The organism is Mesorhizobium sp. WSM4814 (assembly GCF_055811595.1).
Window position 1 is genome coordinate 325,039 of record NZ_JBVVQT010000004.1, and the last position, 20,234, is coordinate 345,272.

General features: G+C 64.3%; 22 protein-coding genes. 11 read left to right on the forward strand and 11 right to left on the reverse strand.

The window, feature by feature from the left end; genetic code table 11:
• The first annotated feature begins 2 nt into the window (after positions 1-2).
• The 5 genes from AC0L2V_RS10035 (at position 3) to AC0L2V_RS10055 (ending at position 4,309) form a co-directional block, all read left to right on the forward strand.
• Positions 3-782, forward strand: coding sequence for an SDR family oxidoreductase (locus AC0L2V_RS10035; protein ID WP_473520023.1), 780 nt, complete (start codon positions 3-5; stop codon positions 780-782).
• Positions 779-2,866: an excinuclease ABC subunit UvrC gene (gene uvrC, locus AC0L2V_RS10040; protein WP_473492366.1), complete on the forward strand. Its 2,088-nt coding sequence runs from the start codon at positions 779-781 to the stop codon at positions 2,864-2,866. The genes AC0L2V_RS10035 and uvrC overlap by 4 nt, the downstream gene beginning before the upstream one ends.
• 97 nt (positions 2,867-2,963) lie before the next feature.
• Positions 2,964-3,560, forward strand: coding sequence for a CDP-diacylglycerol--glycerol-3-phosphate 3-phosphatidyltransferase (gene pgsA / locus AC0L2V_RS10045; protein WP_027152639.1), 597 nt, complete (start codon positions 2,964-2,966; stop codon positions 3,558-3,560).
• Between the two features lies 1 nt (position 3,561).
• Positions 3,562-3,819 (forward strand): molybdopterin converting factor subunit 1, encoded by a 258-nt coding sequence (gene moaD, locus AC0L2V_RS10050; protein WP_023800670.1) that lies wholly within the window; start codon positions 3,562-3,564, stop codon positions 3,817-3,819.
• Position 3,820: 1 nt separating this feature from the next.
• Entirely contained in the window at positions 3,821-4,309 is a 489-nt protein-coding gene (locus AC0L2V_RS10055; RefSeq protein ID WP_473510091.1) for a molybdenum cofactor biosynthesis protein MoaE, read from the forward strand.
• Between the two features lie 34 nt (positions 4,310-4,343).
• Here the strand turns inward: AC0L2V_RS10055 and AC0L2V_RS10060 are convergent, their stop codons facing one another.
• From AC0L2V_RS10060 to AC0L2V_RS10075, 4 genes are read right to left on the reverse strand one after another with little or no spacing between them, the layout of a single operon-like run.
• Positions 4,344-4,868 (reverse strand): DoxX family protein, encoded by a 525-nt coding sequence (locus AC0L2V_RS10060; protein WP_473510052.1) that lies wholly within the window; start codon positions 4,866-4,868, stop codon positions 4,344-4,346.
• A 2-nt stretch (positions 4,869-4,870) separates the two neighbouring features.
• On the reverse strand, positions 4,871-5,671 hold the full coding sequence (locus AC0L2V_RS10065; RefSeq protein WP_473510054.1) for an HvfC/BufC N-terminal domain-containing protein: 801 nt from the start codon (positions 5,669-5,671) through the stop codon (positions 4,871-4,873).
• Positions 5,658-6,587 (reverse strand): MNIO family bufferin maturase, encoded by a 930-nt coding sequence (gene bufB, locus AC0L2V_RS10070; protein WP_473510055.1) that lies wholly within the window; start codon positions 6,585-6,587, stop codon positions 5,658-5,660. The genes AC0L2V_RS10065 and bufB overlap by 14 nt, the downstream gene beginning before the upstream one ends.
• A 27-nt stretch (positions 6,588-6,614) precedes the next feature.
• Entirely contained in the window at positions 6,615-6,938 is a 324-nt protein-coding gene (locus AC0L2V_RS10075) for a BufA1 family periplasmic bufferin-type metallophore (protein WP_473510057.1), read from the reverse strand.
• A 283-nt stretch (positions 6,939-7,221) separates the two neighbouring features.
• Between AC0L2V_RS10075 and AC0L2V_RS10080 the strand changes: the two genes are divergently transcribed.
• On the forward strand, positions 7,222-7,989 hold the full coding sequence (locus AC0L2V_RS10080; RefSeq protein WP_473510059.1) for a YbaY family lipoprotein: 768 nt from the start codon (positions 7,222-7,224) through the stop codon (positions 7,987-7,989).
• Between the two features lie 132 nt (positions 7,990-8,121).
• Here the strand turns inward: AC0L2V_RS10080 and ndk are convergent, their stop codons facing one another.
• The 4 genes from ndk to AC0L2V_RS10100 all read right to left on the reverse strand — a co-directional run bounded on the left by ndk (position 8,122) and on the right by AC0L2V_RS10100 (position 10,672).
• Positions 8,122-8,544 carry a nucleoside-diphosphate kinase gene (gene ndk, locus AC0L2V_RS10085; RefSeq protein WP_473510061.1) on the reverse strand — a complete coding sequence of 141 codons (423 nt, stop codon included), beginning with the start codon at positions 8,542-8,544 and terminating at the stop codon, positions 8,122-8,124.
• 211 nt (positions 8,545-8,755) lie between these two features.
• Positions 8,756-9,052, reverse strand: coding sequence for a DUF1905 domain-containing protein (locus AC0L2V_RS10090; protein ID WP_192362266.1), 297 nt, complete (start codon positions 9,050-9,052; stop codon positions 8,756-8,758).
• A gap of 133 nt (positions 9,053-9,185) precedes the next feature.
• Positions 9,186-9,821, reverse strand: a complete 636-nt coding sequence (bluB, locus tag AC0L2V_RS10095; protein WP_287174510.1) for a 5,6-dimethylbenzimidazole synthase — start codon at positions 9,819-9,821, stop codon at positions 9,186-9,188.
• A gap of 158 nt (positions 9,822-9,979) precedes the next feature.
• The gene (locus tag AC0L2V_RS10100; protein ID WP_091590604.1) at positions 9,980-10,672 is read right to left on the reverse strand and encodes a glutathione S-transferase family protein; all 693 of its coding nucleotides are present in this window, start codon (positions 10,670-10,672) and stop codon (positions 9,980-9,982) included.
• Positions 10,673-10,760: 88 nt separating this feature from the next.
• Between AC0L2V_RS10100 and AC0L2V_RS10105 the strand changes: the two genes are divergently transcribed.
• Positions 10,761-11,273, forward strand: a complete 513-nt coding sequence (locus tag AC0L2V_RS10105; RefSeq protein ID WP_473510064.1) for a DinB family protein — start codon at positions 10,761-10,763, stop codon at positions 11,271-11,273.
• Positions 11,274-11,363: 90 nt separating this feature from the next.
• Here AC0L2V_RS10105 and AC0L2V_RS10110 read toward each other — a convergent pair whose 3' ends face one another.
• The 3 genes from AC0L2V_RS10110 to AC0L2V_RS10120 all read right to left on the reverse strand — a co-directional run bounded on the left by AC0L2V_RS10110 (position 11,364) and on the right by AC0L2V_RS10120 (position 14,163).
• Entirely contained in the window at positions 11,364-11,666 is a 303-nt protein-coding gene (locus AC0L2V_RS10110) for a DUF982 domain-containing protein (protein WP_473510066.1), read from the reverse strand.
• Between the two features lie 159 nt (positions 11,667-11,825).
• Positions 11,826-13,907 (reverse strand): ATP-dependent helicase, encoded by a 2,082-nt coding sequence (locus tag AC0L2V_RS10115; protein WP_473510068.1) that lies wholly within the window; start codon positions 13,905-13,907, stop codon positions 11,826-11,828.
• An 85-nt stretch (positions 13,908-13,992) separates the two neighbouring features.
• Positions 13,993-14,163 carry a hypothetical protein gene (locus tag AC0L2V_RS10120; RefSeq protein WP_077375704.1) on the reverse strand — a complete coding sequence of 57 codons (171 nt, stop codon included), beginning with the start codon at positions 14,161-14,163 and terminating at the stop codon, positions 13,993-13,995.
• A gap of 150 nt (positions 14,164-14,313) precedes the next feature.
• On the opposite strand from AC0L2V_RS10120, the gene AC0L2V_RS10125 reads away from it, so the two are divergent.
• From AC0L2V_RS10125 to AC0L2V_RS10140, 4 genes are all read left to right on the forward strand, one after another.
• Positions 14,314-14,499 (forward strand): hypothetical protein, encoded by a 186-nt coding sequence (locus AC0L2V_RS10125; protein WP_473510069.1) that lies wholly within the window; start codon positions 14,314-14,316, stop codon positions 14,497-14,499.
• 400 nt (positions 14,500-14,899) lie between these two features.
• Positions 14,900-16,777 (forward strand): ABC-F family ATP-binding cassette domain-containing protein, encoded by a 1,878-nt coding sequence (locus tag AC0L2V_RS10130; protein WP_473520024.1) that lies wholly within the window; start codon positions 14,900-14,902, stop codon positions 16,775-16,777.
• Between the two features lie 398 nt (positions 16,778-17,175).
• Entirely contained in the window at positions 17,176-19,284 is a 2,109-nt protein-coding gene (locus tag AC0L2V_RS10135; protein WP_473510072.1) for a molybdopterin-containing oxidoreductase family protein, read from the forward strand.
• Positions 19,285-19,340: 56 nt separating this feature from the next.
• Entirely contained in the window at positions 19,341-20,039 is a 699-nt protein-coding gene (locus tag AC0L2V_RS10140) for a DUF2270 domain-containing protein (RefSeq protein ID WP_023800651.1), read from the forward strand.
• Positions 20,040-20,234: the final 195 nt, after the last annotated feature.

Below are 20,234 nucleotides of genomic sequence, written 5' to 3' on the forward strand. Positions count from 1 at the left end.
GGATGAGCAAGGCCGCTGGAACGGCGCTGGTGACGGGCGGGGGCCAGCGGATCGGCAAGGCGATCGTCGAGGATCTCGCCGCGAACGGTTTTGCCGTCGCCCTCCATTGCAACCGCTCACGGGCCGAGGCGGAAGCATTGGCCGCGCGGATCAACAGCGGTCACTTTGGCCAGGGGGGTGGCCGCGCTGCTGTGGTCGCCGCCGACCTGACCGACATGGCCGCGGTCGAGGACCTCGTTGGCCGCGCCGAAGCCGCGCTCGGGCCTGTTACACTGCTGGTCAACAATGCGTCGCTGTTCGTGGATGATACGGTTCAGGACGTCGATTGGCTTGCCTGGGACCGTCACTTCGCCATCCACGTGAAGGCGCCGGCATTTTTGGCGCAACAATTCGCCCGCGCGCTGCCGGAAGGCGAGGAAGGGCTGATCGTCAATATGATCGACCAGCGCGTCTGGCGCCCGAGGCCCCGCTATTTCTCATACGCGCTGTCGAAATCGACATTGTGGACGCAGACGCAGATGATGGCGCAGGCGCTGGCACCCCGCATTCGCGTCAATGCCATCGGTCCCGGCCCGACGCTGAAGAGCGCGCGTCAGCAAGACAGCGACTTTGCCGCACAGGTCGACGGCCTGATCCTGAAGCGCGGCCCGGAATTGCCTGAATTCGGCGCCACCATCCGCTATCTCTGGGGCGCAAGCTCGGTCACCGGCCAGATGATCGCGCTCGACGGCGGCCAGCACCTTGCATGGCAGACGCCGGATGTGACAGGCATTGTCGAATGAGTCCCATGGACCAGAAACACAAACGCGTCGGCGCCGCCGACGACCTGCCGCCCGATGTCGACCTCGAGGACGAGGTGGCGGAGGAGATCGTCGAACCGTCAACGCCCGGCCCCGGTGGCCCTGACGTCGCCTTCACCGCCATCGATTGGACGCCGCATGCCGGCGATGCCGACGGCATGGTCGGCGCCGAAGTCATCCAGACGCTGGTCAAACGGCTGCCCAACGCGCCCGGCGTCTACCGCATGATGGATGCCGCAGGCGACGTGCTCTATGTCGGCAAGGCGCGCAGCCTGAAGAAGCGGGTGACCAATTACGCACAAGGCCGCTTCCACACCAGCCGCATCGGCCGCATGGTGCGCGAGACGGCGACGATGGAGTTCGTCGTCACCCGCACCGAGATCGAAGCGCTGCTGCTGGAAGCCAACCTTATCAAGCGGTTGCGGCCGCGTTTCAATGTGCTGATGCGGGACGACAAGTCGTTTCCCTACATCCTTTTGACCGGCGATCATGTCTCGCCCGGCATCTACAAGCATCGCGGCGCGCGCTCGCGCAAGGGCGACTATTTCGGCCCCTTCGCCTCGGCCGGCGCCGTCGGCCGCACCATCAACTCGCTGCAGCGCGCCTTCCTGCTCAGGAGTTGCACCAACTCCTTCTACGAGAACCGCACCCGGCCGTGCCTGCTGTTCCAGATCAAGCGATGCGCCGGCCCGTGCACCGGCGAAATCTCGCATAGTGACTATGCCAGGCTGGTCGCCGAGGCGAAGGACTTCCTGTCCGGCCGCAGCCAGAAGGTGAAGACCGACATCTCCGCCGCCATGCAGCAGGCCGCGGAGAATCTCGATTTCGAGCGCGCCGCAATCTATCGCGACCGGCTGGCGGCGTTGTCGCATGTGCAGAGCCATCAGGGCATCAACCCGCAGACCGTCGACGAGGCCGATGTCTTCGCCATCCATCAGGAAGGCGGCCAGGTCTGCATCCAGGTCTTCTTCTTCCGCACCGGCCAGAACTGGGGCAACCGCGCCTATTTCCCCAAGGCCGATCCGGCGATGGAGGCGGCCGAGGTGCTGGGCTCGTTCCTGGCGCAATTCTATGACGACAAGCCGACGCCGCGCGCCATCCTGTTGTCGCATGGCGTCGAGGACCAGGAATTGCTGGCTGAGGCGCTCTCCACCCGCGCGGGTCGCAAGGTGGCGATCTCGGTGCCGCAGCGCGGCGAGAAGAAGGATTTGACCGACAACGCCCTGCAGAATGCCCGTGAGGCGCTCGGCCGCCGGCTGGCCGAGACCTCGACGCAAGGGCGGTTGCTCACCGGTTTCGCCGAGACTTTCGGCCTGAAGAAACCGCCGGTGCGCATCGAGGTCTACGACAACTCCCACATCATGGGCACCAACGCCGTCGGCGCCATGGTGGTCGCCGGGCCGGAAGGCTTCGTGAAGAACCAGTACCGGAAATTCAACATCCGCTCGACCGAGATCACGCCGGGAGACGATTTCGGCATGATGCGCGAGGTGATGGAGCGGCGTTTCTCCCGCCTCCTGAAGGAACATGGCGATGTGCCGCGGAGCGAACAGGCGGCGGACGACATCCTGGCCGAACAGGGCGACGATATCGAGGATGCAGGCGGCTTCCCGGCCTGGCCAGACGTCATCCTCATCGATGGCGGCCAGGGCCAGATGACGGCGGTACGACAAATCCTCGCCGACCTCGGCATCGAGGACCGCGTCCAGGCCATCGGCATCGCCAAGGGCCAAGACCGTGACGCCGGCCGCGAACGCTTCTTCGTCAGGGGCAAGCCACCGTTTTCGCTCCCCGTACGCGACCCCGTGCTCTATTTCGTTCAGCGGCTGCGCGACGAGGTCCACCGTTTCGCCATCGGCTCCCACCGCGCCCGCCGCAAGAAGGAGATGGTCAAGAGCCCGCTTGACGAGATCAGCGGCATCGGTCCCGGTCGCAAGCGCGCGCTGCTCATGCATTTCGGCACCGCCAAGGCGGTCAGCCGCGCCGCGATCGAGGATCTGGTCAAGGTCGATGGCATTTCCGAGCAGGTCGCCAAGCTGGTCTACAACCATTTTCACGAGAGCTGATGATTCGGCTATTTTCGGCTGGTCCATCGACTATCATCTGTTGACCCCCCACATTCGCTTCTGATTTGAGTAGGCAGGTAGAAAGAGTTCCAAAGAAATGGCCCAGCGCGCATTCAACCTGCCCAACATGCTCACTTACGTCCGCATCCTAGCGGTGCCGCTGGTTGTGCTGTGTTTTTTTCTCGAAGGCCATCTGAAGTCGAGCGACTTCGCCCGCTGGTCGGCGTTGGTCATTTTCCTGCTCGCCTCGATCACCGATTATTTCGACGGCTATCTGGCGCGCGCCTGGCAGCAGACCTCGAATATCGGCAAGATGCTCGATCCGATCGCCGACAAGTTGCTGGTCGCCACATGCCTGCTGCTGCTGGCGGCCGATACCGATAGGCATGCCGGCATCGCCGGCTGGTCGCTGTGGGCGGCAATCATCATCCTGTGCCGCGAGATCCTGGTCTCGGGCCTGCGCGAATATCTGGCGGCGCTGAAGGTCTCGGTACCGGTGACGCAGCTGGCGAAGTGGAAGACCACCATCCAGATGATCGCCATCGCCTTCCTGCTCGCCGGACCTGCCGGCGACAAGATCTTCCCGCTGACCACGCAGGTCGGGCTGGTGCTGTTGTGGATCGCCGCGCTGGTGACGCTTTACACCGGCTACGACTATTTCCGCGCCGGCCTCAAGCACATCATGGATGAGTAGCATGTCGACGAGGCTCATCTATTTCGCCTGGGTGCGCGAGCGGATCGGCAAGCCGCAAGAGGACGTCGAATTGCCCGCCGGCATCGAGACGGTGGCCGACCTGCTGCGCTGGCTGAAATCGCGCGGCGAGGAGTACGAGCACGCGCTGCAATATCCTGACGTGATCCGCGTCGCCATCAACCAGGAACATGTCGAGCACCGCGAGAAGATATCAGGCGCGCGCGAGATCGCGCTGTTCCCGCCGATGACGGGTGGCTGAAATGCCCGGCGCGGTGGTGCCGACGGTGCGCATCCAGGCGGAGGATTTCGATGTCGCCGCCGAGATCGCCAAGATGACGCAAGGCCGCGCCGACATCGGCGCCGTGGTTACTTTCTCGGGTCTCTGCCGCGACGAGGCAGGCAGGCTCGCGGCACTCGAGCTCGAACATTATCCCGGCATGGCCGAGGCCGAGATCGGCCGCATCGCCACCGAGGCGGTTCACCGCTGGCCGCTGCAGGGGCTCACCGCCATCCATCGCCACGGCAGGATCGCGCCCCGTGAGAACATCGTGCTGGTGGTCGCTGCCTCCGCGCATCGGCAGGCGGCGTTCGAGGCGGCGAACTTCCTGATGGATTATCTCAAATCGCGCGCGCCGTTCTGGAAGAAGGAACATCACACCGACGGCTCGGCAGGCGGCTGGGTCGATGCCAAGGAGGCCGACGACGAGGCCGCCAGCCGCTGGAAGCAGGCCGTGCCGAAACGAAATTGATGCTTCGCGTCACCGCTGGAGGGCGAGGTTCACATCAACCCCGATCACCCCTCGGCCTCCCATCAGCCTTGTCAGTGCCGATCCAGTGATCGAGCGCAACCCGGCCGGGTCCCCACGCCATGATGCCGAGCGCCATCGCCGCCCAGGTGATGTGCAGCGGCCAGCCGTCCGGCACGGTGAGTTGTATGACCAGCGTCATCACGAGCAGGCCGAATGCCGCCAGTCGTGTCGCTAGGCCGAGAACGAGAAGAATTGGCAGCAGGATTTCCGCCGATCCTGAGGCGAACGCCACCAGCCCAGGCGCAGGAAAATCGTAGGGGCCGCCGGGCAGATGCAGCTTGAGCTCCGAGCTGAAAAGCAGCACGGCGACCTCGTTCAACTGCAAAAACCCGTCCCATTTGTTGACACCGGACCGCCAGAACGGGACAGCGAGGGCGCAGCGCAGGACGAGTTGCGTCAGCGAAGGTGTGGCACTCGTGCGCAGCGCGGCATTCACCCTCTCGACGAGGGTGGCAGTCCCTCGCGGCTCGGTGCTGGCGTTCCATCCATGGTTCGTCATGCTCACCCTCCCTGGTCTGCCGCTGTGAAGGCGCCTGCTTGCAGCAGGCCGGCAATGTTGGCGGCAAGGTCGAATTCGGGAGTTTCCGCAAATGCTGCCGCGGCCGCCGCGCCGAGCGGCTCGCCCGCCATCAGACGATCCAGAAAAGCTGCGCCGCCGGGCGGCAGATGGCGAACAAAGACTTCGAGCCCAGGCCGCGTGACCAGCGCATCTTCAGGGCCGTCCGCCTCGATCCGCCCGACTGGGCGGTCGCGCCGGTTCGCCGCAAAGATCGTCACGACCGGATAGCGCGAGCGCATCGCACGCGTTGCCGGGTGTGGCACGAACACGGTATCGGCCAGCCGTTCAGGCGGGATCGAGCCCAGTGCTACGCAAGCCAGCGGTTCCGCGTCGGCGGCATGATAGGCGTCGAGCCAGGCCCGCTCCAGGCGCGCCACGTCAGCCAGCCATGGCATCGGCCGCGCATAGTCGTAGCGCTCGATGAAGTCGGGAAAGTCGTGGCCGTATTCGAACAGAAGCGGCGAAGTGGGTGGCGTTTCGCGGATATGGAAGCGCGCCATCGCCCGAAAGAAGTCCGGGCCGGTGATGCGCAGCGTCGCTGGAAAGCTGGCGGCCAGCGCATCGATCAGGCTGACCGTGACGTTGTTGCGGTAGACGGCGTATCGTTTGACCGCTGCCTTGCCGTTCGGCCCGGAGACAGCGTCAGGCGGGACACGGTCAGGATCGAGCAAACCGGCGGTGAATGCCGCGGCATAGTCGAACCGGTGGCCAAGATCGCCCGACTGGAGTTCATCCTGCGGCATGGGCTTTTCCGAACACTTGGTGGCTGTCGGCGTGATGGTCGAGAATCGCTTGGGCGGCGGCGGCCTCCGCCTTGAGCACCGGCCAGTCGGGAATGGCGCTGTCCCACTCGATCAGCGTCGGCAGCGGTCCGCATCGGCCGATGACGATATCGAAGAGCTTCCAGACCGCGTCGGCGACCGGACCGTCATGGCTGTCGATGAGCAGCAGGTCGCCCTCGTCATCCTCCTGCTCGGCGTGCCCGGCCAGATGGATTTCGCCGACATGCGCGAGCGGGAAATCCGCGAGGTAGGAAAGTGCTGAATAGCCGTGATTGGTGGCCGAAACGAAGACATTGTTGACGTCGAGCAGCAGGCCGCAACCGGTGCGCTGCACCAGCGCGCCGATGAAATCCGTCTCGCTCATCGTCGATTCCGCGAAAAGGACGTAGGTCGAGGGGTTTTCGAGCAGGATCGGGCGGCCGATCGTCTCTTGCATTTCATCGATGTGATCCGCCACGCGCGAAACCGTTGCCGGCGTATAGGGCAGGGGAAGCAGGTCGTTGTAATAGGTGGTGTCGTGGGTCGACCAGGCGAGATGCTCGGAAACGAGCGCCGGCTCATAGCGGTCGACGAGCGCCTTGAAACGTCCGAGATGCACTTTGTCGAGCGGCCGCGGTCCGCCGATCGACATGCACACCCCGTGCAGCGAAACGGGATAGTCGCGGCGAATCCTGGCCAGCGCATCGTGCGGCGGACCGCCGGCCCCCATGTAGTTTTCGGCGTGGACCTCGAAGAAGCAGTCCTTTGGGCCGTCGCCAAGGATCGCGTGCAGATGCTCGTGCTTGAAACTGGTGCCGGCAAGGCCGGCGATCGGGTGCGCCGGAAAGCGCGAGGTTTTCGATATGCGGGATGCCGGGGCCAGTCCGTTCATCTTCATCTCCGCTTTCCGGGCAGCTTGCATTGCTTAGGAAGGGATGTCGCGGGTCAGCGCCGTTGGCGAGCCCTTGCGGTCGCCGGGCAGGTCCATCGTCGTACAGGTGCCGCCGTCGACGAACTTCCAGGCGTTGCCCTGGTAATCGACAGTCGAGGTGCCTTGGCAGGTGGTGCCAGGTCCTGCCGCGCAGTCGTTCTGCCCCTTGAGGGCGACGCCAAAGCACTTCTCCTTGCCGGCATCCATCGCCGCCTTGGCCTCTGCCTCGGACAGCGGCGCGGCCGCCGCAAAAGAAGCAAGAGCCGTGGCAACGGCGCCGGCCAGGAAGGCCGCGCTCACGGTTGATCTTGTTGACATGATTTCACCTCCGATTGGGTTGTTGCGCGCGCCATTCCTCAAGCGCGCATTGGCCAGTTCGGTCCGGAGGTTCCCTGCGTTACACCTTTTTGGGACACGACTTCGTGATCGCCAGGGGACTTGGCGTGAGCAATATTTCGCCTGTCACGCCAAGGAGGCCGACCACAGGGCAACGAGCCGCCGGAAGGCACCGCCCTGTGAACAGCCAGTGTGGGGCGCCACGGAACCACCGCAATCCTGCGAGACCTTCCGACCAGTTTGGCGCATTATGGGGAGCAGGATCATGCTGGGCAGGATCGCCGAGTTCTTCATCTTCGGTGTCGTGCCGCTGGTCCTTGGTATACTGGTGGTGCCTGAGTTGTCCGTCGCCGCCGAGAAGACCCTGAAGGGCGAGGTGATGTATCGCGAGCGCATCGCTCTGCCGCCCAACGCCGTGCTTTCCGTGCAGCTTGCCGATGTCTCGCTGGCCGACGCGACGGCCGCTGTCATCGGCGAGCGCAAGGTGGCGCCGGCCGGCCAGGTGCCGATCAAGTTCGAGATCAGCTTTGATCCCCAGGTGATCCGGCCCCATATGACCTATGCGCTGCAGGCGCGCATCACCGTCGACGACAGGCTGTTGTTCATCTCCGATATGCGCCACCAGGTCGATCCACTGAGCGACGCGCCGCAGACCATCATGCTGAAGATGGTGACGTCGAGCGAGCAGCCGGCGTCGGCCCCGGTGGTCGGGCAGATCTGGCTGATTGAGTATATCGACGGCATCGGTGTGATCGCCGAACCGCAGGCGACGTTCAGGATCGACGAGGCCGGCAAGGCCGGCGGCAACGGGCCTTGCAACGTCTACTTCGCCACCGCCAAAGTCGATGGTTCGACGATTGCCATCAGTGACATCGGTTCGACCTTCAAGGCCTGCGCGCCCGAGACTATGGCCGAGGAAAAGGCGCTGTTCGACGCGCTGGCCAAGGCGGCATCGTATCACGTCGACGCCGGCAAGCTCATCATCGTCGACAAAGACGACCGCGTCATCCTGCGCTTCAACGCCGCGAGCTGATAACCAGTTTCGGTTTTTGAGCATCATGCGCAGTTGGCGGGTGTCGGCGCCCGGCGTCCGGTGCCGGATCGCCGCAACGAAAAAGGCCGGCATTGCGCCGGCCTTTTGCATATGACGTGGTGACTTATCGGCTCAGCCGACGATCTCGGTGTCCGAGAACCAGTATTTGATCTCCTGCGCGGCGGTCTCGGGCGCGTCGGAGCCGTGCACCGAATTCTCGCCGATCGACAGCGCGTGTATTTTGCGGATGGTGCCTTCGGCGGCGCTGGCCGGATTGGTGGCGCCCATCACGTCGCGGTTTTTGGCAATGGCGTTCTCACCTTCCAGCACCTGCACGACCGTTGGGCCCGACGACATCGACTCGACCAGTTCGCCGAAGAACGGACGATCCTTGTGCACGGCATAAAAACCTTCCGCCTCGCGACGGCTCATCCACACCCGGCGCGAGGCGACGACGCGCAGGCCGGCTTCTTCGAGCATCTGGGTAATGGCGCCGGTGAGATTGCGCCGGGTTGCGTCCGGCTTGATCATGGAAAAGGTGCGTTCGAGCGCCATGGGGTCGTCCTTGTGGTGGAGGGTGGAATTCAGGGGTGGCGGGCTCTATACAAGCCGCCCGCCGGCTTGCCAAGGGGCTGGCGCTAATGCATCTCGCGCCAAGTGCGCAGCGGTTTTGCGATAACGACATGCATAAAAACAAGAACTTAAGCGCGTCGCCGACGCGCTTTAACCGCCGCAAGCGTGTCGCCGTCAGCCAAAACCAATGTTGTCATAACTGCATCTCGATCGTCAGCTTGGCCGTGTCGCCAGCCCGAAGGCCCTCGCGGACCCGCACCGCCGTCTTGATCGGCAACAGCAGGCTGCCGGATTTCTTGTCGGGAAACAGCGATGTTCGCCATCTCGTCTGGCCGATGACGGCTTCCACGCCAAGCGAGCCCCAGGGCCGTGCCATCCCCGCCATTGCCGTCTTGATCCGTGCCCCAAGCTCCGGCGGCAGCGTCACGAAATGCCAGCCGCCCTTGCCTGGATAGACCCAGATCTCGGCCTGCACGTCGTAGCGAAACATTTTTGCCCTTCCTCAGATCAAGGCCGTCACGGCTGGCTTTGCCATGGTGCCTTGTTGGCAACGCCGGCGATCGGCGAAATCATCCTAGTATCCATTCTTCCCTGCAAATGAGGATGGCAGGGTTGCCGTTGCACTACCGCCTTATCACCATCGAAGCGCGCCGGACTTCCCAGCCTTCTCGCTCCAGTTCCGGCACGCTGTGGTTCTCGCAGGGGTAGCCGACGCAGAAGTAGCCGATCAGCGTCCACTCCGGCGGCGCGTCCAGGATCGTCGCCATTTCGGCCGGGTCGAGGATCGAGACCCAGCCCATGCCTATTCCTTCGGCGCGCGCCGCCAGCCAAAAAGTATGGATCGCCATCACCGCCGAATATTCGATGGTGGCGGGCATGGTCAGGCGGCCGAGCCCATGTCCCTGCTGCGTCCCGCGGTCGGCAAAGACCGCGAATTGACAAGGCGCCTCGTTCAGGCCGGCAAGCTTCAGGCGCGCATAGAGCGCGGCGCGTTCGCCGCCGAACGATGCGAGCGCCTCCGCATTGCAGCGCTCGAAGCATGCCCTGACGGCGCCGCGGCACGCTGCACTCTCGACCACGACGAAACGCCAAGGCTGGCTCAGTCCGACCGAGGGCGCAATGCTGGCGAGGTCAAGCAGCCGTTCCAGCGCGCCTTCGGGGAGCGGCGTCGGCCTGAATCGCCTGACGTCCCGCCGCCACAGGAAGAGGTTGACCAGATCGGCGCGAAAATCGTCCGGGAATTCCGGGTCTGAGGTCATGGTGTCTCTTTGCTAGGGGAGTAGGGGAGTAAGGCAGTAAGCAGTAGGGCAGTAGGGCAGTAGGGCAGTAGGGCAGTAGGGCAGTAGGGCAGTAGGTATGCGCGCCGACGCTAACCTCGTTACTCCCTACTAACCTACTCCCTTACTCCCCTACTCCCCTATGAAGCCGCCGCCACCGTGCGGCCGAGCCCATCATGCAGGTCGAGGCAGCGCTCGAACCACTGCGCCACCACATCGCTGTCGTCGAGCAACCGGTAGGGTGAGGCGATGCGCGCCCATTGCAGCGCGCCGAAGACGATGTAGTCGGCAAACAGCGGTGATTGGCCGCCGATGAACGGCTGATAGGCCAGCATCGAGCGCAATGGCTCCAGCGAGGTACGGAAGGCACCAAGGCCGGCGTCCCGCGCCGCCACCACCTCTTCCAGTCTCTGGCCGAAGCGCTGCTCGCGGTTTTGGCGAAAATAGGCGGCGTTGGCCTCGTCCTGCATGGCGTGCAGGTCCATGATTGCCGCAGTGGTGACATAGGGGTGGATGGTCAGTTGCGACCAGCGTTCGATAAAGCGCGCCATCGCCTTGCCGCCGTCGCCGCAAAACAATGTCGGTCGCTCTGGATAGGCCTCGTCGAGATAGAGCGCGATGGCGAATGAATCGGCGACCACCTTCTCGCCGTCGCGGATCACCGGAACGAGTTTTGAAACGCCGCCTTCAACGGTGGGCACTTCGAGAAAGCGTGTCGGCACGGTTGAGATATCGAGGCCCTTGTGGGCAATCGCCATCGTCGCCTTCCAGCAATGCGGGCTGAACGGACGGGCGCCATCGCGTCCGACGAGGTCATAGAGCAGAATGGTCATTGGCGGCAGCTTCCCTGCGGTCTACTAGAGCGACGTTCGGGCCTTGCGGTAAGCACCCGGAACGGGGTCTCGCGGGCCGGAGAAAACGATGAAACAGCACTTCATGATGTTTGCTGCCTACAATCAATGGGCCAATAGCCGCATCTACGATGCCGCCGCCGATCTCGACGAGGAAGATTTTCACCGCAACGTCGGGGTCTTCTTCGGCTCGATGATGGGCACGCTCAACCATGTCCTGACTGCCGATCGCATCTGGATGAGGCGCTTTACCGGCGAGGGCGACGCGCCGGCCAGACTCGACACGATCCTGCACCGCGCCCTGCCGGGCCTGCGGCTGGCGCGCCAGGCCGAAGACAAAAGGATCGTCGACTGGGTTGGGGCGTTAAGCGACAAGGGTTTGTCCGGCCGCTTCTCCTACATGACCGTCTCCGACATGCGCACCGTCTCGCAGCGATTGGCGCCGGCGCTTGATCATTTCTTCAATCACCAGACCCATCACCGCGGCCAGGCGCACGCGATCCTGACCATTCTCGGCCGGCCTTCGGTGCCGCTCGACCTGACGCTGTTCCAGCGCAGCGAAGAGGGCCGCGCCTACGCCTGATTTCGGATTATCGGATCGAATTGACAGGAAAACCCGTCGAAGACGAACAGCAACTTCGACGGGCCATAGTCGCAAAAGAGGCCTGGCCAGTCAGGCGGGGTATCCGCCCTGGTCGCGGGCGATCGGCTTGACCGAGACTGCCGGCTGCGCAGAGGGCCAGAGAATGCCTGCCGAAACTGCGAAGGTGATCAGGGCGTCGCACGCCGCTTCGGGCGAGATCTCGCCGGCGCGTGCCGCCTCGCAGGCCTTCACCGCCGCGCCATAGCTCAGGCGTCGCCGCGATGGTGGAAACTCGGTCAGGAACTCATGCATGTCGAACAGCGAAGCGATCATGCGCTTATGGCCGGCGCCGACGGTTACGGCGACCGGGGTGAAAAATGTCTTATCGTGCATTCTGGCCTCTCGAATTGGGCGGAGGTGACGGGCGGACGCCGCTCTCCGACCGGGGGTAGGACGCCCAGAAACGCGGATTGCGGCATCAGGTTCCATGTTGCCGAAATTTGATTTTTCGCCACCAGACTCCGTGGCATGAGCGTCGTGCCGAAGAGCGGCCTATTTCCACATGTCGCGCATGCGGGCGCCAAGGTCGACGCGCACTTGCGGCTGGCGGCGCGGATCATCCCTGGCCTGGACGCTCGCCCACGATGTCTGTTCGAAGGCGCCGAGGATCGAGGCCGGGATGAAGCGGGTGCGCGAGGCGTAAACATGACGATCGCCGCGCGCCGCCTGGCCGTGGACGAAAAAGCGCTGCGGCATGACCAGGTGCAGGCCGTCCTTGGCCCGCGTCATCGCCACGTAGAGCAGGCGGCGCTCCTCGTCGATATCCTCCTTCGAGCCGACGGCGAGATCGATCGGGATGCAGCCGTCGACGGTGTTGAGCACGAAGACGTTCTTCCATTCCTGGCCCTTGGCCGAATGGATGGTCGACAGGATCAGATAGTCCTCGTCGCGATGCGGCGGCCCAGCCTCGTCGCTGGTTGCATCCGGCGGATCGAGGGTCAGCTCGGTGAGGAAACGCTCGCGCGAGGCATAGCCCGAGGCGATCTGTTCGAGCTGCAGAATATCGGCTCGGCGCGTCGTCGCGTCCTCGTGGATGCGGTCGAGATGGGGCTCATACCAGAGCCTGACCTGTTCGAGGTCAACAGGCCATTTTCCCGACCCGGCGCGAAGCTGCGAGAACAGTGCGACGAAACCCGGCCAGTCGTCGGCGGCGCGTTGCGGCGGGCGGTAGCGCGCCAGCCCCATCGCTTCGTCGAGCGACGTCGCCATGGTGTCGACGATCTGCGAAGCCGCCGAAGGGCCGATGCCGGGCAAAAGCTGCAGCACGCGAAAGCCGGCGACGCGGTCGCGCGGGTTCTCGGCGAAGCGCAGCACCGCCAGCACGTCCTTGACATGGGCGGCGTCGAGGAACTTCAGCCCGCCGAACTTGACGAACGGGATGTTGCGGCGCGTCAGCTCGATCTCCAGCGGCCCGCTGTGGTGCGAAGCGCGAAACACCACGGCCTGCGCCTTCAGCGCCGTGCCGGCCTCGCGCTCGGTCAGGATCGCCTGACAGACGTAACTCGCCTGCTCGGCCTCGTCGCGGACGCTGACCAGCTTCGGCTTTTCGGTCGATTTGCGCTCCGACCAGAGGTTTTTGGTAAAGCGCTCCGAGGCCTCGCCGATCACCGCATTGGCGGCGGCCAGGATGGTCTCGGTCGAGCGGTAGTTGCGCTCCAGCATGACGATCTCGGCCGGCCGGGCGAACTGTTTTGGAAAATCGAGGATGTTGCGCACTTCGGCGGCGCGAAACGAATAGATCGACTGCGCATCGTCACCGACCACCGTCAGCCCGGATCCGTCCGGCTTGAGCGCCGCGAGGATCGAGGCCTGCAGCCGGTTGGTGTCCTGGTACTCATCGACCAGCACATGGTCGAAACGCCCACCCAGATGCGCCGATATTTCCGGCTCGCCGGCCATCTGCGCCCAGTAGAGCAGCAGGTCGTCGTAATCGAGCACGTTCTGCGCCTGCTTGGCCTCGACATATCGGGCGAACAGCGCCTTAAGCTGTTCTGCCCACGCCGCGCACCAGGGGAACACCGAACCCAAAACTTCGCCGAGCGGCGCCTGCGCGTTAACGGCACGCGAATAGATCGCCAGGCAGGTGCCCTTGGTCGGAAAACGGCCTTCGGTTTTCGAGAAGCCGAGTTCGTGCCGGGCGAGGTTCATCAGGTCGGCCGAATCCTCGCGGTCGTGGATGGTGAAGGCCGGATCGAGGCCGATCTCCATAGCGTAGTCGCGCAGCAGCCTGGCGCCGATGCCGTGAAACGTGCCGGCCCAGGTGAGAGCATCGGTGATGACGGATGCGTCGCGGCCGAGCACCTCGCCGGCGATGCGCTCGACGCGCTTGGCCAATTCCGATGCGGCGCGACGCGAAAACGTCATCAAAAGGATGCGCCTCGGGTCGGCGCCCCTGACGATCAGATGCGCGACGCGATGCGCCAGCGTGCTGGTCTTGCCGGAGCCGGCCCCGGCGATCACCAGCAGCGGCCCGGCGACCTTGCCGTCGCCATGCTCGACGGCAACGCACTGCTCGGCATTCAGCTTTGCGAGATAGGCAGGCCGGAAGGTCGAATCACGGGCAGCGAGGTTCATTGCCCATCAAGCATCGTTTCTGCTTTGTTCGCAACGCTTTCGTACGTGCGTCCGATCCTGCTGGCGCCCGACCGACGAACCGAAACTAGCGCTGCGGCTCGACGCCCATCGCCGCCGACTGCCGCGGCAGCGACTTGTCGTCATCGGGAGGCGGCAGCAACAGCGGATCGAAGTCGTCGGGCACCTCGTCGACGATTTCCCTGACGATGCGGTAGGCCACATAGACGGCGGCCCCGGCTATGAGCAGACGGATCATGATTTTCTCCATTGGTGTGGACCAACCGAGGAGCCGGCGTTTTGTTCCCCTCTCTCGTTTTGTTCCCGGGGTTCCAAAACGTCCCAAGCTCTTGCCCGAGCGTGCAACCAAATCGGCACCGTCTCGTTTGCCCGGTGACAGGAGGTTGCGATGAACAAGCTCTCAATCTTGCTGGCCCCGACCTGGCTCGTCTTGGCCGCAGCGCTGGCAATCGCTGCCTGCGACAACAACATTCCACCGACAAAGGCTCCCGGCGCCGATCAAAACCCGCAGGTCGACCCTGCGCCCAACGCGACGCCAGGCGATGGTCAACCCGCCGCGCCGCCGGCGCAGTGATGGAAGCCTGTAGGAAAGATGGCCGGCGCCGCTTGGGAGGGGAGCGATGACGCCGGCCAGGCGGGTATCAGGTCCGCCGCACACCTAGACATAGCTGAGTCTTGCCCTTGCGTCATGACGCGATAGCCGAAGACGACCGCCTTGCACCGGCAATTGACTGACAAATGCGCAGTTTTCGGCTGCGATGAAGCCGATGCTCGCCAGGCGCCACGCCATCGCAGCCGGTTCCCGGCCCAGCCCGGAGTCGTTTGATCGGCGAGGCCGGCGATCGGATCAAACGTCTTCTTTCTCCGCCCGCGGCACCGGGCAACCCGCCGCTGGCGGCCATTTTCATGCGTTATGCGGCCAACCGGCGCTCGAGGTCTTGCGAAGCGCTGACGTCCCGTGCAAAAGCGCGGCCATGCTGATCATCAACGACCTTTCGCTCCGCATGGCCGGACGCCTGCTTCTTGACCATGCCTCGCTGACCTTGCCGGCCGGCAGCAAGGCAGGGCTTGTCGGCCGCAACGGCACCGGCAAGACCACTTTGTTCAAGGCGATCACCGGCGACCTCGCCTCCGAAACCGGCTCGATCGGCCTGCCGAAGAACACGCGCATCGGCCAGGTGGCGCAGGAGGCTCCCGGCACCGAGGAGCCGCTGATCGAGATCGTGCTCAAGGCCGACCTAGAACGCTCCGCATTGCTCGATGAGGAAACGACGGCGACCGATCCGCACCGCATCGCCGACATCCACATGCGGCTCGCCGATATCGACGCCCATTCGGCCGAGTCTCGTGCCGCCACCATCCTCGCCGGTCTTGGCTTCGACGACGCCGCCCAGCGGCGGCCGGCCTCGTCGTTCTCCGGCGGCTGGCGCATGCGCGTCGCACTCGCCGCGGTGCTGTTTGCCGAGCCCGATCTGCTGCTGCTCGACGAGCCGACCAACTATCTCGACCTCGAAGGCACGCTGTGGCTGGAAAACTACGTGTCGAAATACCCGCACACGGTGCTTTTGATCTCGCATGACCGCGACCTGCTCAACCGCGCCGTCAACTCGATCGTCCATCTCGACCAGAAGAAGCTGACCTTCTGGCGCGGCGGCTACGACCAGTTCGAGCGCCAATTCACCGAGCAGCGCGAATTGCAGGAGAAGGGCAGGGTCAAGCAGGAAGCCGCACGCAAGCATATGGAGTCCTTCGTCGAGCGCTTCCGCGCCAAGGCTTCCAAGGCGAGACAGGCCCAGTCGCGCATCAAGGCGCTGGAGAAGATGAAGCCGATCGCCGCGATTGTGAACGACAACGTGCGGCCGTTCTCCTTTCCCGAGCCGGTGAAGACGGTGGCCTCGCCGATCATTGCCCTCAACAACGTCAATGTCGGCTATGTCGAGGGTGAGCCGATCCTGAAGAAGATGACGCTGCGCATCGATGCCGACGACCGTATCGCACTGCTCGGCGCCAACGGCAACGGCAAGTCGACCTTCGCCAAATTGCTGTCCGGCCGCCTGCAGCAGGAGACCGGGACCATGACGGTGGCGCCCGGCCTGAAGGTGGCGATCTTTGCCCAGCATCAGCTCGACGATCTCCGACCGAGTGAAAACGCCTATGAGCATGTCCGCCGGCTGATGCCGGAAGCACCGGAATCGAAGGTGCGCGGCCGTGTCGCCCAGTTCGGACTGACCACCGAAAAGATGAACACCGCCGCCAAGGACCTGTCGGGCGGCGAGAAGGCGCGGCTGTTGATGGGCCTGTCGGCGTTCGAGGGGCCAAACCTGTTCATCCTCGACGAACCGACCAACCATCTCGATATCGACAGCCGTGAATCGTTGATCCATGCGCTGAACGAGTTTCCCGGCGCCGTCATCCTGATCTCGCACGACCGCCATCTGCTCGAGGCAACGGCCGACCGGCTGTGGCTGGTCAAGGACGGGACGGTCAATCCTTTTGACGGGGACCTCGATGATTACAAGACGCTGGTCACCGGCGTGGCCGGCGACCGCCGCGGCAAGCGCGAGGCCGAAAAGGCCTCGAAGGCCGACCGCCGCCGTGACGCGGCGGCGCGCCGCGCCGCCTTCGAGCCGCTGGCCAAGGAGATCCGCGCCACCGAAGCGCTGATGGACCGCATTCGCAAGCGCATCGACTTGATCGAGGACGAACTCGCCAATCCGGCGGTCTACGAAAAGGACCCGTCGACGGCGACACGGCTGGCCAAGGAGCGCTCGCAACTGGCCCAGACACTGGCCGGCCATGAGGAAAAATGGCTGTCGATGTCGGCAGAGTATGAGGAAGGCACGGCGGAGTAGCGCGTGATCTCCCCCCTTGAGGGGGAGATGCCCGGCAGGGCAGAGGGGGGTCGTCTCGCGTAGTTCGCCAGCGTCTTACTTCGTCGCGAAAGATGTCGGCGCTCCACGCGCCGCGGCCCCCCCAGTAGCCCTCCGCGCCCAAACCCCCCCCCCCGGGGGGGTAGGGGCGGGGGCGCGCGGGGCCCACACCCCCGGGGCGGGGCCCCCGCCCGCGCGGCCGCGGGGGGGGGGGCCGCGCGCCGGCCCCCCCCGCCCAACTCCGCCGCTACCGCTGCGGGCCCCCCCCGCCCCGCGACCCCCTCTGTCGCCTTCGGCGACATCTCCCCCTCAAGGGGGGAGATAGGCGCTTGCGCGATCTGGCCCTACACGCCGTGTCCGGAACCCGCTAATCTCGCCCCATGAATCAGCACGCCAAGCTCAGGATCGGCCATTCGGCCTGTCCGCATGATTGCCCGTCGACCTGCGCGCTCGAGGTCGAGCTGCTCGACAGCAAGCGCATCGGCCGCGTCCATGGCGCCAAGGCCAACAGCTACACGGCTGGCGTCATCTGCGCCAAGGTCGCCCGTTATGCCGACCGCGTCCATCATCCCGACCGCTTGCTGAAGCCGCTGATCCGGGCGGGCGCCAAGGGTGAGGGCCTTTGGAAGGACGCGAGCTGGGAGGCCGCACTCGACTTGGTCGCCGAAAAATTCATCGCGGCCGAGGCAAGATACGGCTCGGAGACGGTCTGGCCCTATTACTATGCCGGCACGATGGGACTGGTGCAGCGCGATGGCATCGAGCGGCTGCGCCACGCGAAAAAATATTCCGGCTTTTTCGGTTCGATCTGCACCAATCTGGCCTGGACCGGCTGGATGATGGGGGCCGGCGCGCTGCGCGGTCCCGACCCGCGCGAGATGGCCAAGTCCGACTGCGTGGTGGTCTGGGGCACCAATGCCGTGGTCACCCAGGTCAACGTCATGACCCACGCGATCAAGGCGCGCAAGGAGCGCAGCGCCAAGATCGTCGTCATCGACGTCTACGAGAACGCGACGATGAAGCAGGCCGATCTCGGCCTGGTGCTGAAGCCCGGCACCGACGGTGCGCTGGCCTGCGCGGTGATGCATGTGCTGTTCCGTGACGGCATGGCCGACCGCGCCTATTTGGCAAAATACACCGACGATCCGCACGGTCTGGAAGCGCATCTTCAGACGAGGACGCCGCAATGGGCGGCTGATATCACCGGGCTTTCCGTCGATGAGATCGAAGCCTTCGCCCGTCTCGTTGGCACGACCAAGAAAACCTATTTCCGCCTCGGCTACGGTTTTTCGCGGCAGCGCAACGGCTCGGTCAACATGCATGCCGCCGCCTCGATCGCCGCGGTGACCGGCTGCTGGCAATATGAGGGCGGCGGCGCCTTCCATTCCAATTCGGGCATCTTCAAGCTGAACCAGGAACTGCTGGAAGGCACGCGGATGCGCGACCCGGCGATCCGCCATCTCGACCATTCGCGCATCGGCCCGGTGCTGACCGGCGCTGAGGATGCGCTCTATGGCGGCCCGCCGGTGACGGCGCTGCTGATCCAGAACACCAATCCGGTCAATGTCGCGCCGGAGCAGCGGCTGGTGAAGCAGGGTTTTCTGCGCGACGACCTGTTTTCCTGCGTGCACGAACAGTTCATGACCGACACCGCAAAACTCGGAGATGTCGTGCTGCCGGCGACGATGTTTTTAGAGCATGACGACGTCTACAAGGGTGGCGGCAATCAGCACATCACGCTCGGGCCGAAGCTGATCGACCCGCCGGAAGGGCCGCGCAGCAACCATTTCGTCATCGAGGAACTCGGCAAAAGGCTCGGTGTTGGCGACAGGCCTGGCTTCGGCATGACCGAGCAGCAGCATATCGACATCATTTTGGGCAAGCGCGGGCTGGGCAGTTTTTCGAGCCTCAAGGAACAAAAGTGGCTCGATTTGCAGCCGGCTTTCGAAGCGGCGCATTTTATCGACGGCTTCGGCCACGCGGACGGAAAATTCCGCTTTCGCGCCGACTGGACCGGGCAGGCGGCGCCCAACCGGCCGCCGAAAAGCATGGGCCTGTTCGGGCCGGTGGCAAGGCTGCCGGAATTTCCCGACCACGTCGATCTGATCGAGGTGGCGGATGCTGCGCATCCGTTCCGGCTGGCCACCTCGCCGGCGCGCAATTTCCTCAACTCGACCTTTTCCGAGACGCCGGTGTCGAAAGCCAAGGAGGGACGGCCGGAACTGCTTTTGCATCCGGACGATGCGGCAGCCTGTGGGCTGGCCAATGGCGACCGCGTCGAGATCGGCAATGCACGCGGCGAAGTCGTGCTGCACGCAAGATTGTTCGACGGCGTCAAGCGCGGCGTCGTGGTCGCCGAAGGCATCTGGCCCAACAGCGCCCACGAGCGCGGCGAGGGCATCAACGTCCTGACCGGCGCCGACGCGCCGGCGCCCTATGGCGGTGCGGCGTTCCACGACAACAAGGTGTGGCTGCGCCCGGCAAAGTGAAGCGTCGGAACGATATGCCCAACCAGCCGTTTTTGCGTGGCGGTGGAGACATGGTGATGGCAGAAGCGTTGGCAGCGCCGGCCCCCGTTGGAAGGACGCTTTCGCCCGGCGAACTCGTGACCACGATGGCGCATTTTCATCGCGCCGAGATTCTGCGCATGACGGGGTGGCGCGACCGCCTGGACCGGACGAGCAATTGGGCGATAACGGTCGTTGCGGCAATGTTGTCGATCTCGCTTTCGACGGCCAGCGCGCATCACGGCGTACTGCTTTTTGCCATGCTGCTTGTCCTGTTGCTGCTGTGGATAGAAGCGCGGCGATATCGCTTCTTCGACGTTTACCGGGCCAGAGTACGCCAGTTCGAACGGCACTATTTCGCGCAGATATTCTCGCCGCAGCCGGACTTCGCGTCAGATTGGCTGTTGGTCGTCGGCGAAAGTCTGCGCACTCCAAAATTCCTCATTTCGCAACGAGCGGCGTTGGCGCGCCGTCTGCGTCGAAACTACATCCACATGCTGCTGATCCTGCTGTTGGCCTGGATCCTGAAACTGTCGACCCCCAGTCTTCTAACCGAAGGTGTCCGCATCGACTTCGTCAGTTCGGTGCGCGAGGCGGTTGCCGGCGCTGCTCTGGGGCCCATTCCCGGCCTGGTCATCGTCGTGCTGGTCGCCGCCTTCTATGCCGGCCTGCTGGTCACGGCGTTCCTGACCGCCAGCGACGACGGCGAGCTCTCCTTTGGCGACGTGCACGTCTAGGGCGGCAGCGCAAAACCGGTAGATCCGCGATTTCATTTGTGCAGGAAATCGAACCGATCGGTTCGTTTTTATTGACGCATTGTGCAAGACCAAGTGAACGTCGGCTCAGCAAATGGCCGGGCCACGCGGCAGAAATATTCGCCTAACGCATTGAGAAGAAAGTCAAAGATTGTGGCGAAGGAAGCCTTTTGGCGG

Bases quoted from the DNA above. Each gene is read 5' to 3' on its own strand.
- AC0L2V_RS10075 (WP_473510057.1), bottom strand. From the start codon at position 6,938: ATGTCAACAAGATCAACCGTGAGCGCGGCCTTCCTGGCCGGCGCCGTT.
- AC0L2V_RS10060 (WP_473510052.1), bottom strand. From the start codon at position 4,868: ATGACGAACCATGGATGGAACGCCAGCACCGAGCCGCGAGGGACTGCC.
- AC0L2V_RS10090 (WP_192362266.1), bottom strand. From the start codon at position 9,052: ATGTTTCGCTACGACGTGCAGGCCGAGATCTGGGTCTATCCAGGCAAG.
- moaD (WP_023800670.1), top strand. From the start codon at position 3,562: ATGTCGACGAGGCTCATCTATTTCGCCTGGGTGCGCGAGCGGATCGGC.
- AC0L2V_RS10035 (WP_473520023.1), top strand. From the start codon at position 3: ATGAGCAAGGCCGCTGGAACGGCGCTGGTGACGGGCGGGGGCCAGCGG.
- AC0L2V_RS10110 (WP_473510066.1), bottom strand. From the start codon at position 11,666: ATGCACGATAAGACATTTTTCACCCCGGTCGCCGTAACCGTCGGCGCC.
- AC0L2V_RS10120 (WP_077375704.1), bottom strand. From the start codon at position 14,163: ATGATCCGTCTGCTCATAGCCGGGGCCGCCGTCTATGTGGCCTACCGC.
- AC0L2V_RS10135 (WP_473510072.1), top strand. From the start codon at position 17,176: ATGAATCAGCACGCCAAGCTCAGGATCGGCCATTCGGCCTGTCCGCAT.
- AC0L2V_RS10065 (WP_473510054.1), bottom strand. From the start codon at position 5,671: ATGCCGCAGGATGAACTCCAGTCGGGCGATCTTGGCCACCGGTTCGAC.
- AC0L2V_RS10125 (WP_473510069.1), top strand. From the start codon at position 14,314: ATGAACAAGCTCTCAATCTTGCTGGCCCCGACCTGGCTCGTCTTGGCC.
- bluB (WP_287174510.1), bottom strand. From the start codon at position 9,821: ATGACCTCAGACCCGGAATTCCCGGACGATTTTCGCGCCGATCTGGTC.
- AC0L2V_RS10100 (WP_091590604.1), bottom strand. From the start codon at position 10,672: ATGACCATTCTGCTCTATGACCTCGTCGGACGCGATGGCGCCCGTCCG.
- AC0L2V_RS10080 (WP_473510059.1), top strand. From the start codon at position 7,222: ATGCTGGGCAGGATCGCCGAGTTCTTCATCTTCGGTGTCGTGCCGCTG.
- AC0L2V_RS10115 (WP_473510068.1), bottom strand. From the start codon at position 13,907: ATGAACCTCGCTGCCCGTGATTCGACCTTCCGGCCTGCCTATCTCGCA.
- AC0L2V_RS10055 (WP_473510091.1), top strand. From the start codon at position 3,821: ATGCCCGGCGCGGTGGTGCCGACGGTGCGCATCCAGGCGGAGGATTTC.
- ndk (WP_473510061.1), bottom strand. From the start codon at position 8,544: ATGGCGCTCGAACGCACCTTTTCCATGATCAAGCCGGACGCAACCCGG.
- uvrC (WP_473492366.1), top strand. From the start codon at position 779: ATGAGTCCCATGGACCAGAAACACAAACGCGTCGGCGCCGCCGACGAC.
- AC0L2V_RS10140 (WP_023800651.1), top strand. From the start codon at position 19,341: ATGGCAGAAGCGTTGGCAGCGCCGGCCCCCGTTGGAAGGACGCTTTCG.
- pgsA (WP_027152639.1), top strand. From the start codon at position 2,964: ATGGCCCAGCGCGCATTCAACCTGCCCAACATGCTCACTTACGTCCGC.
- bufB (WP_473510055.1), bottom strand. From the start codon at position 6,587: ATGAAGATGAACGGACTGGCCCCGGCATCCCGCATATCGAAAACCTCG.
- AC0L2V_RS10130 (WP_473520024.1), top strand. From the start codon at position 14,900: ATGCTGATCATCAACGACCTTTCGCTCCGCATGGCCGGACGCCTGCTT.
- AC0L2V_RS10105 (WP_473510064.1), top strand. From the start codon at position 10,761: ATGAAACAGCACTTCATGATGTTTGCTGCCTACAATCAATGGGCCAAT.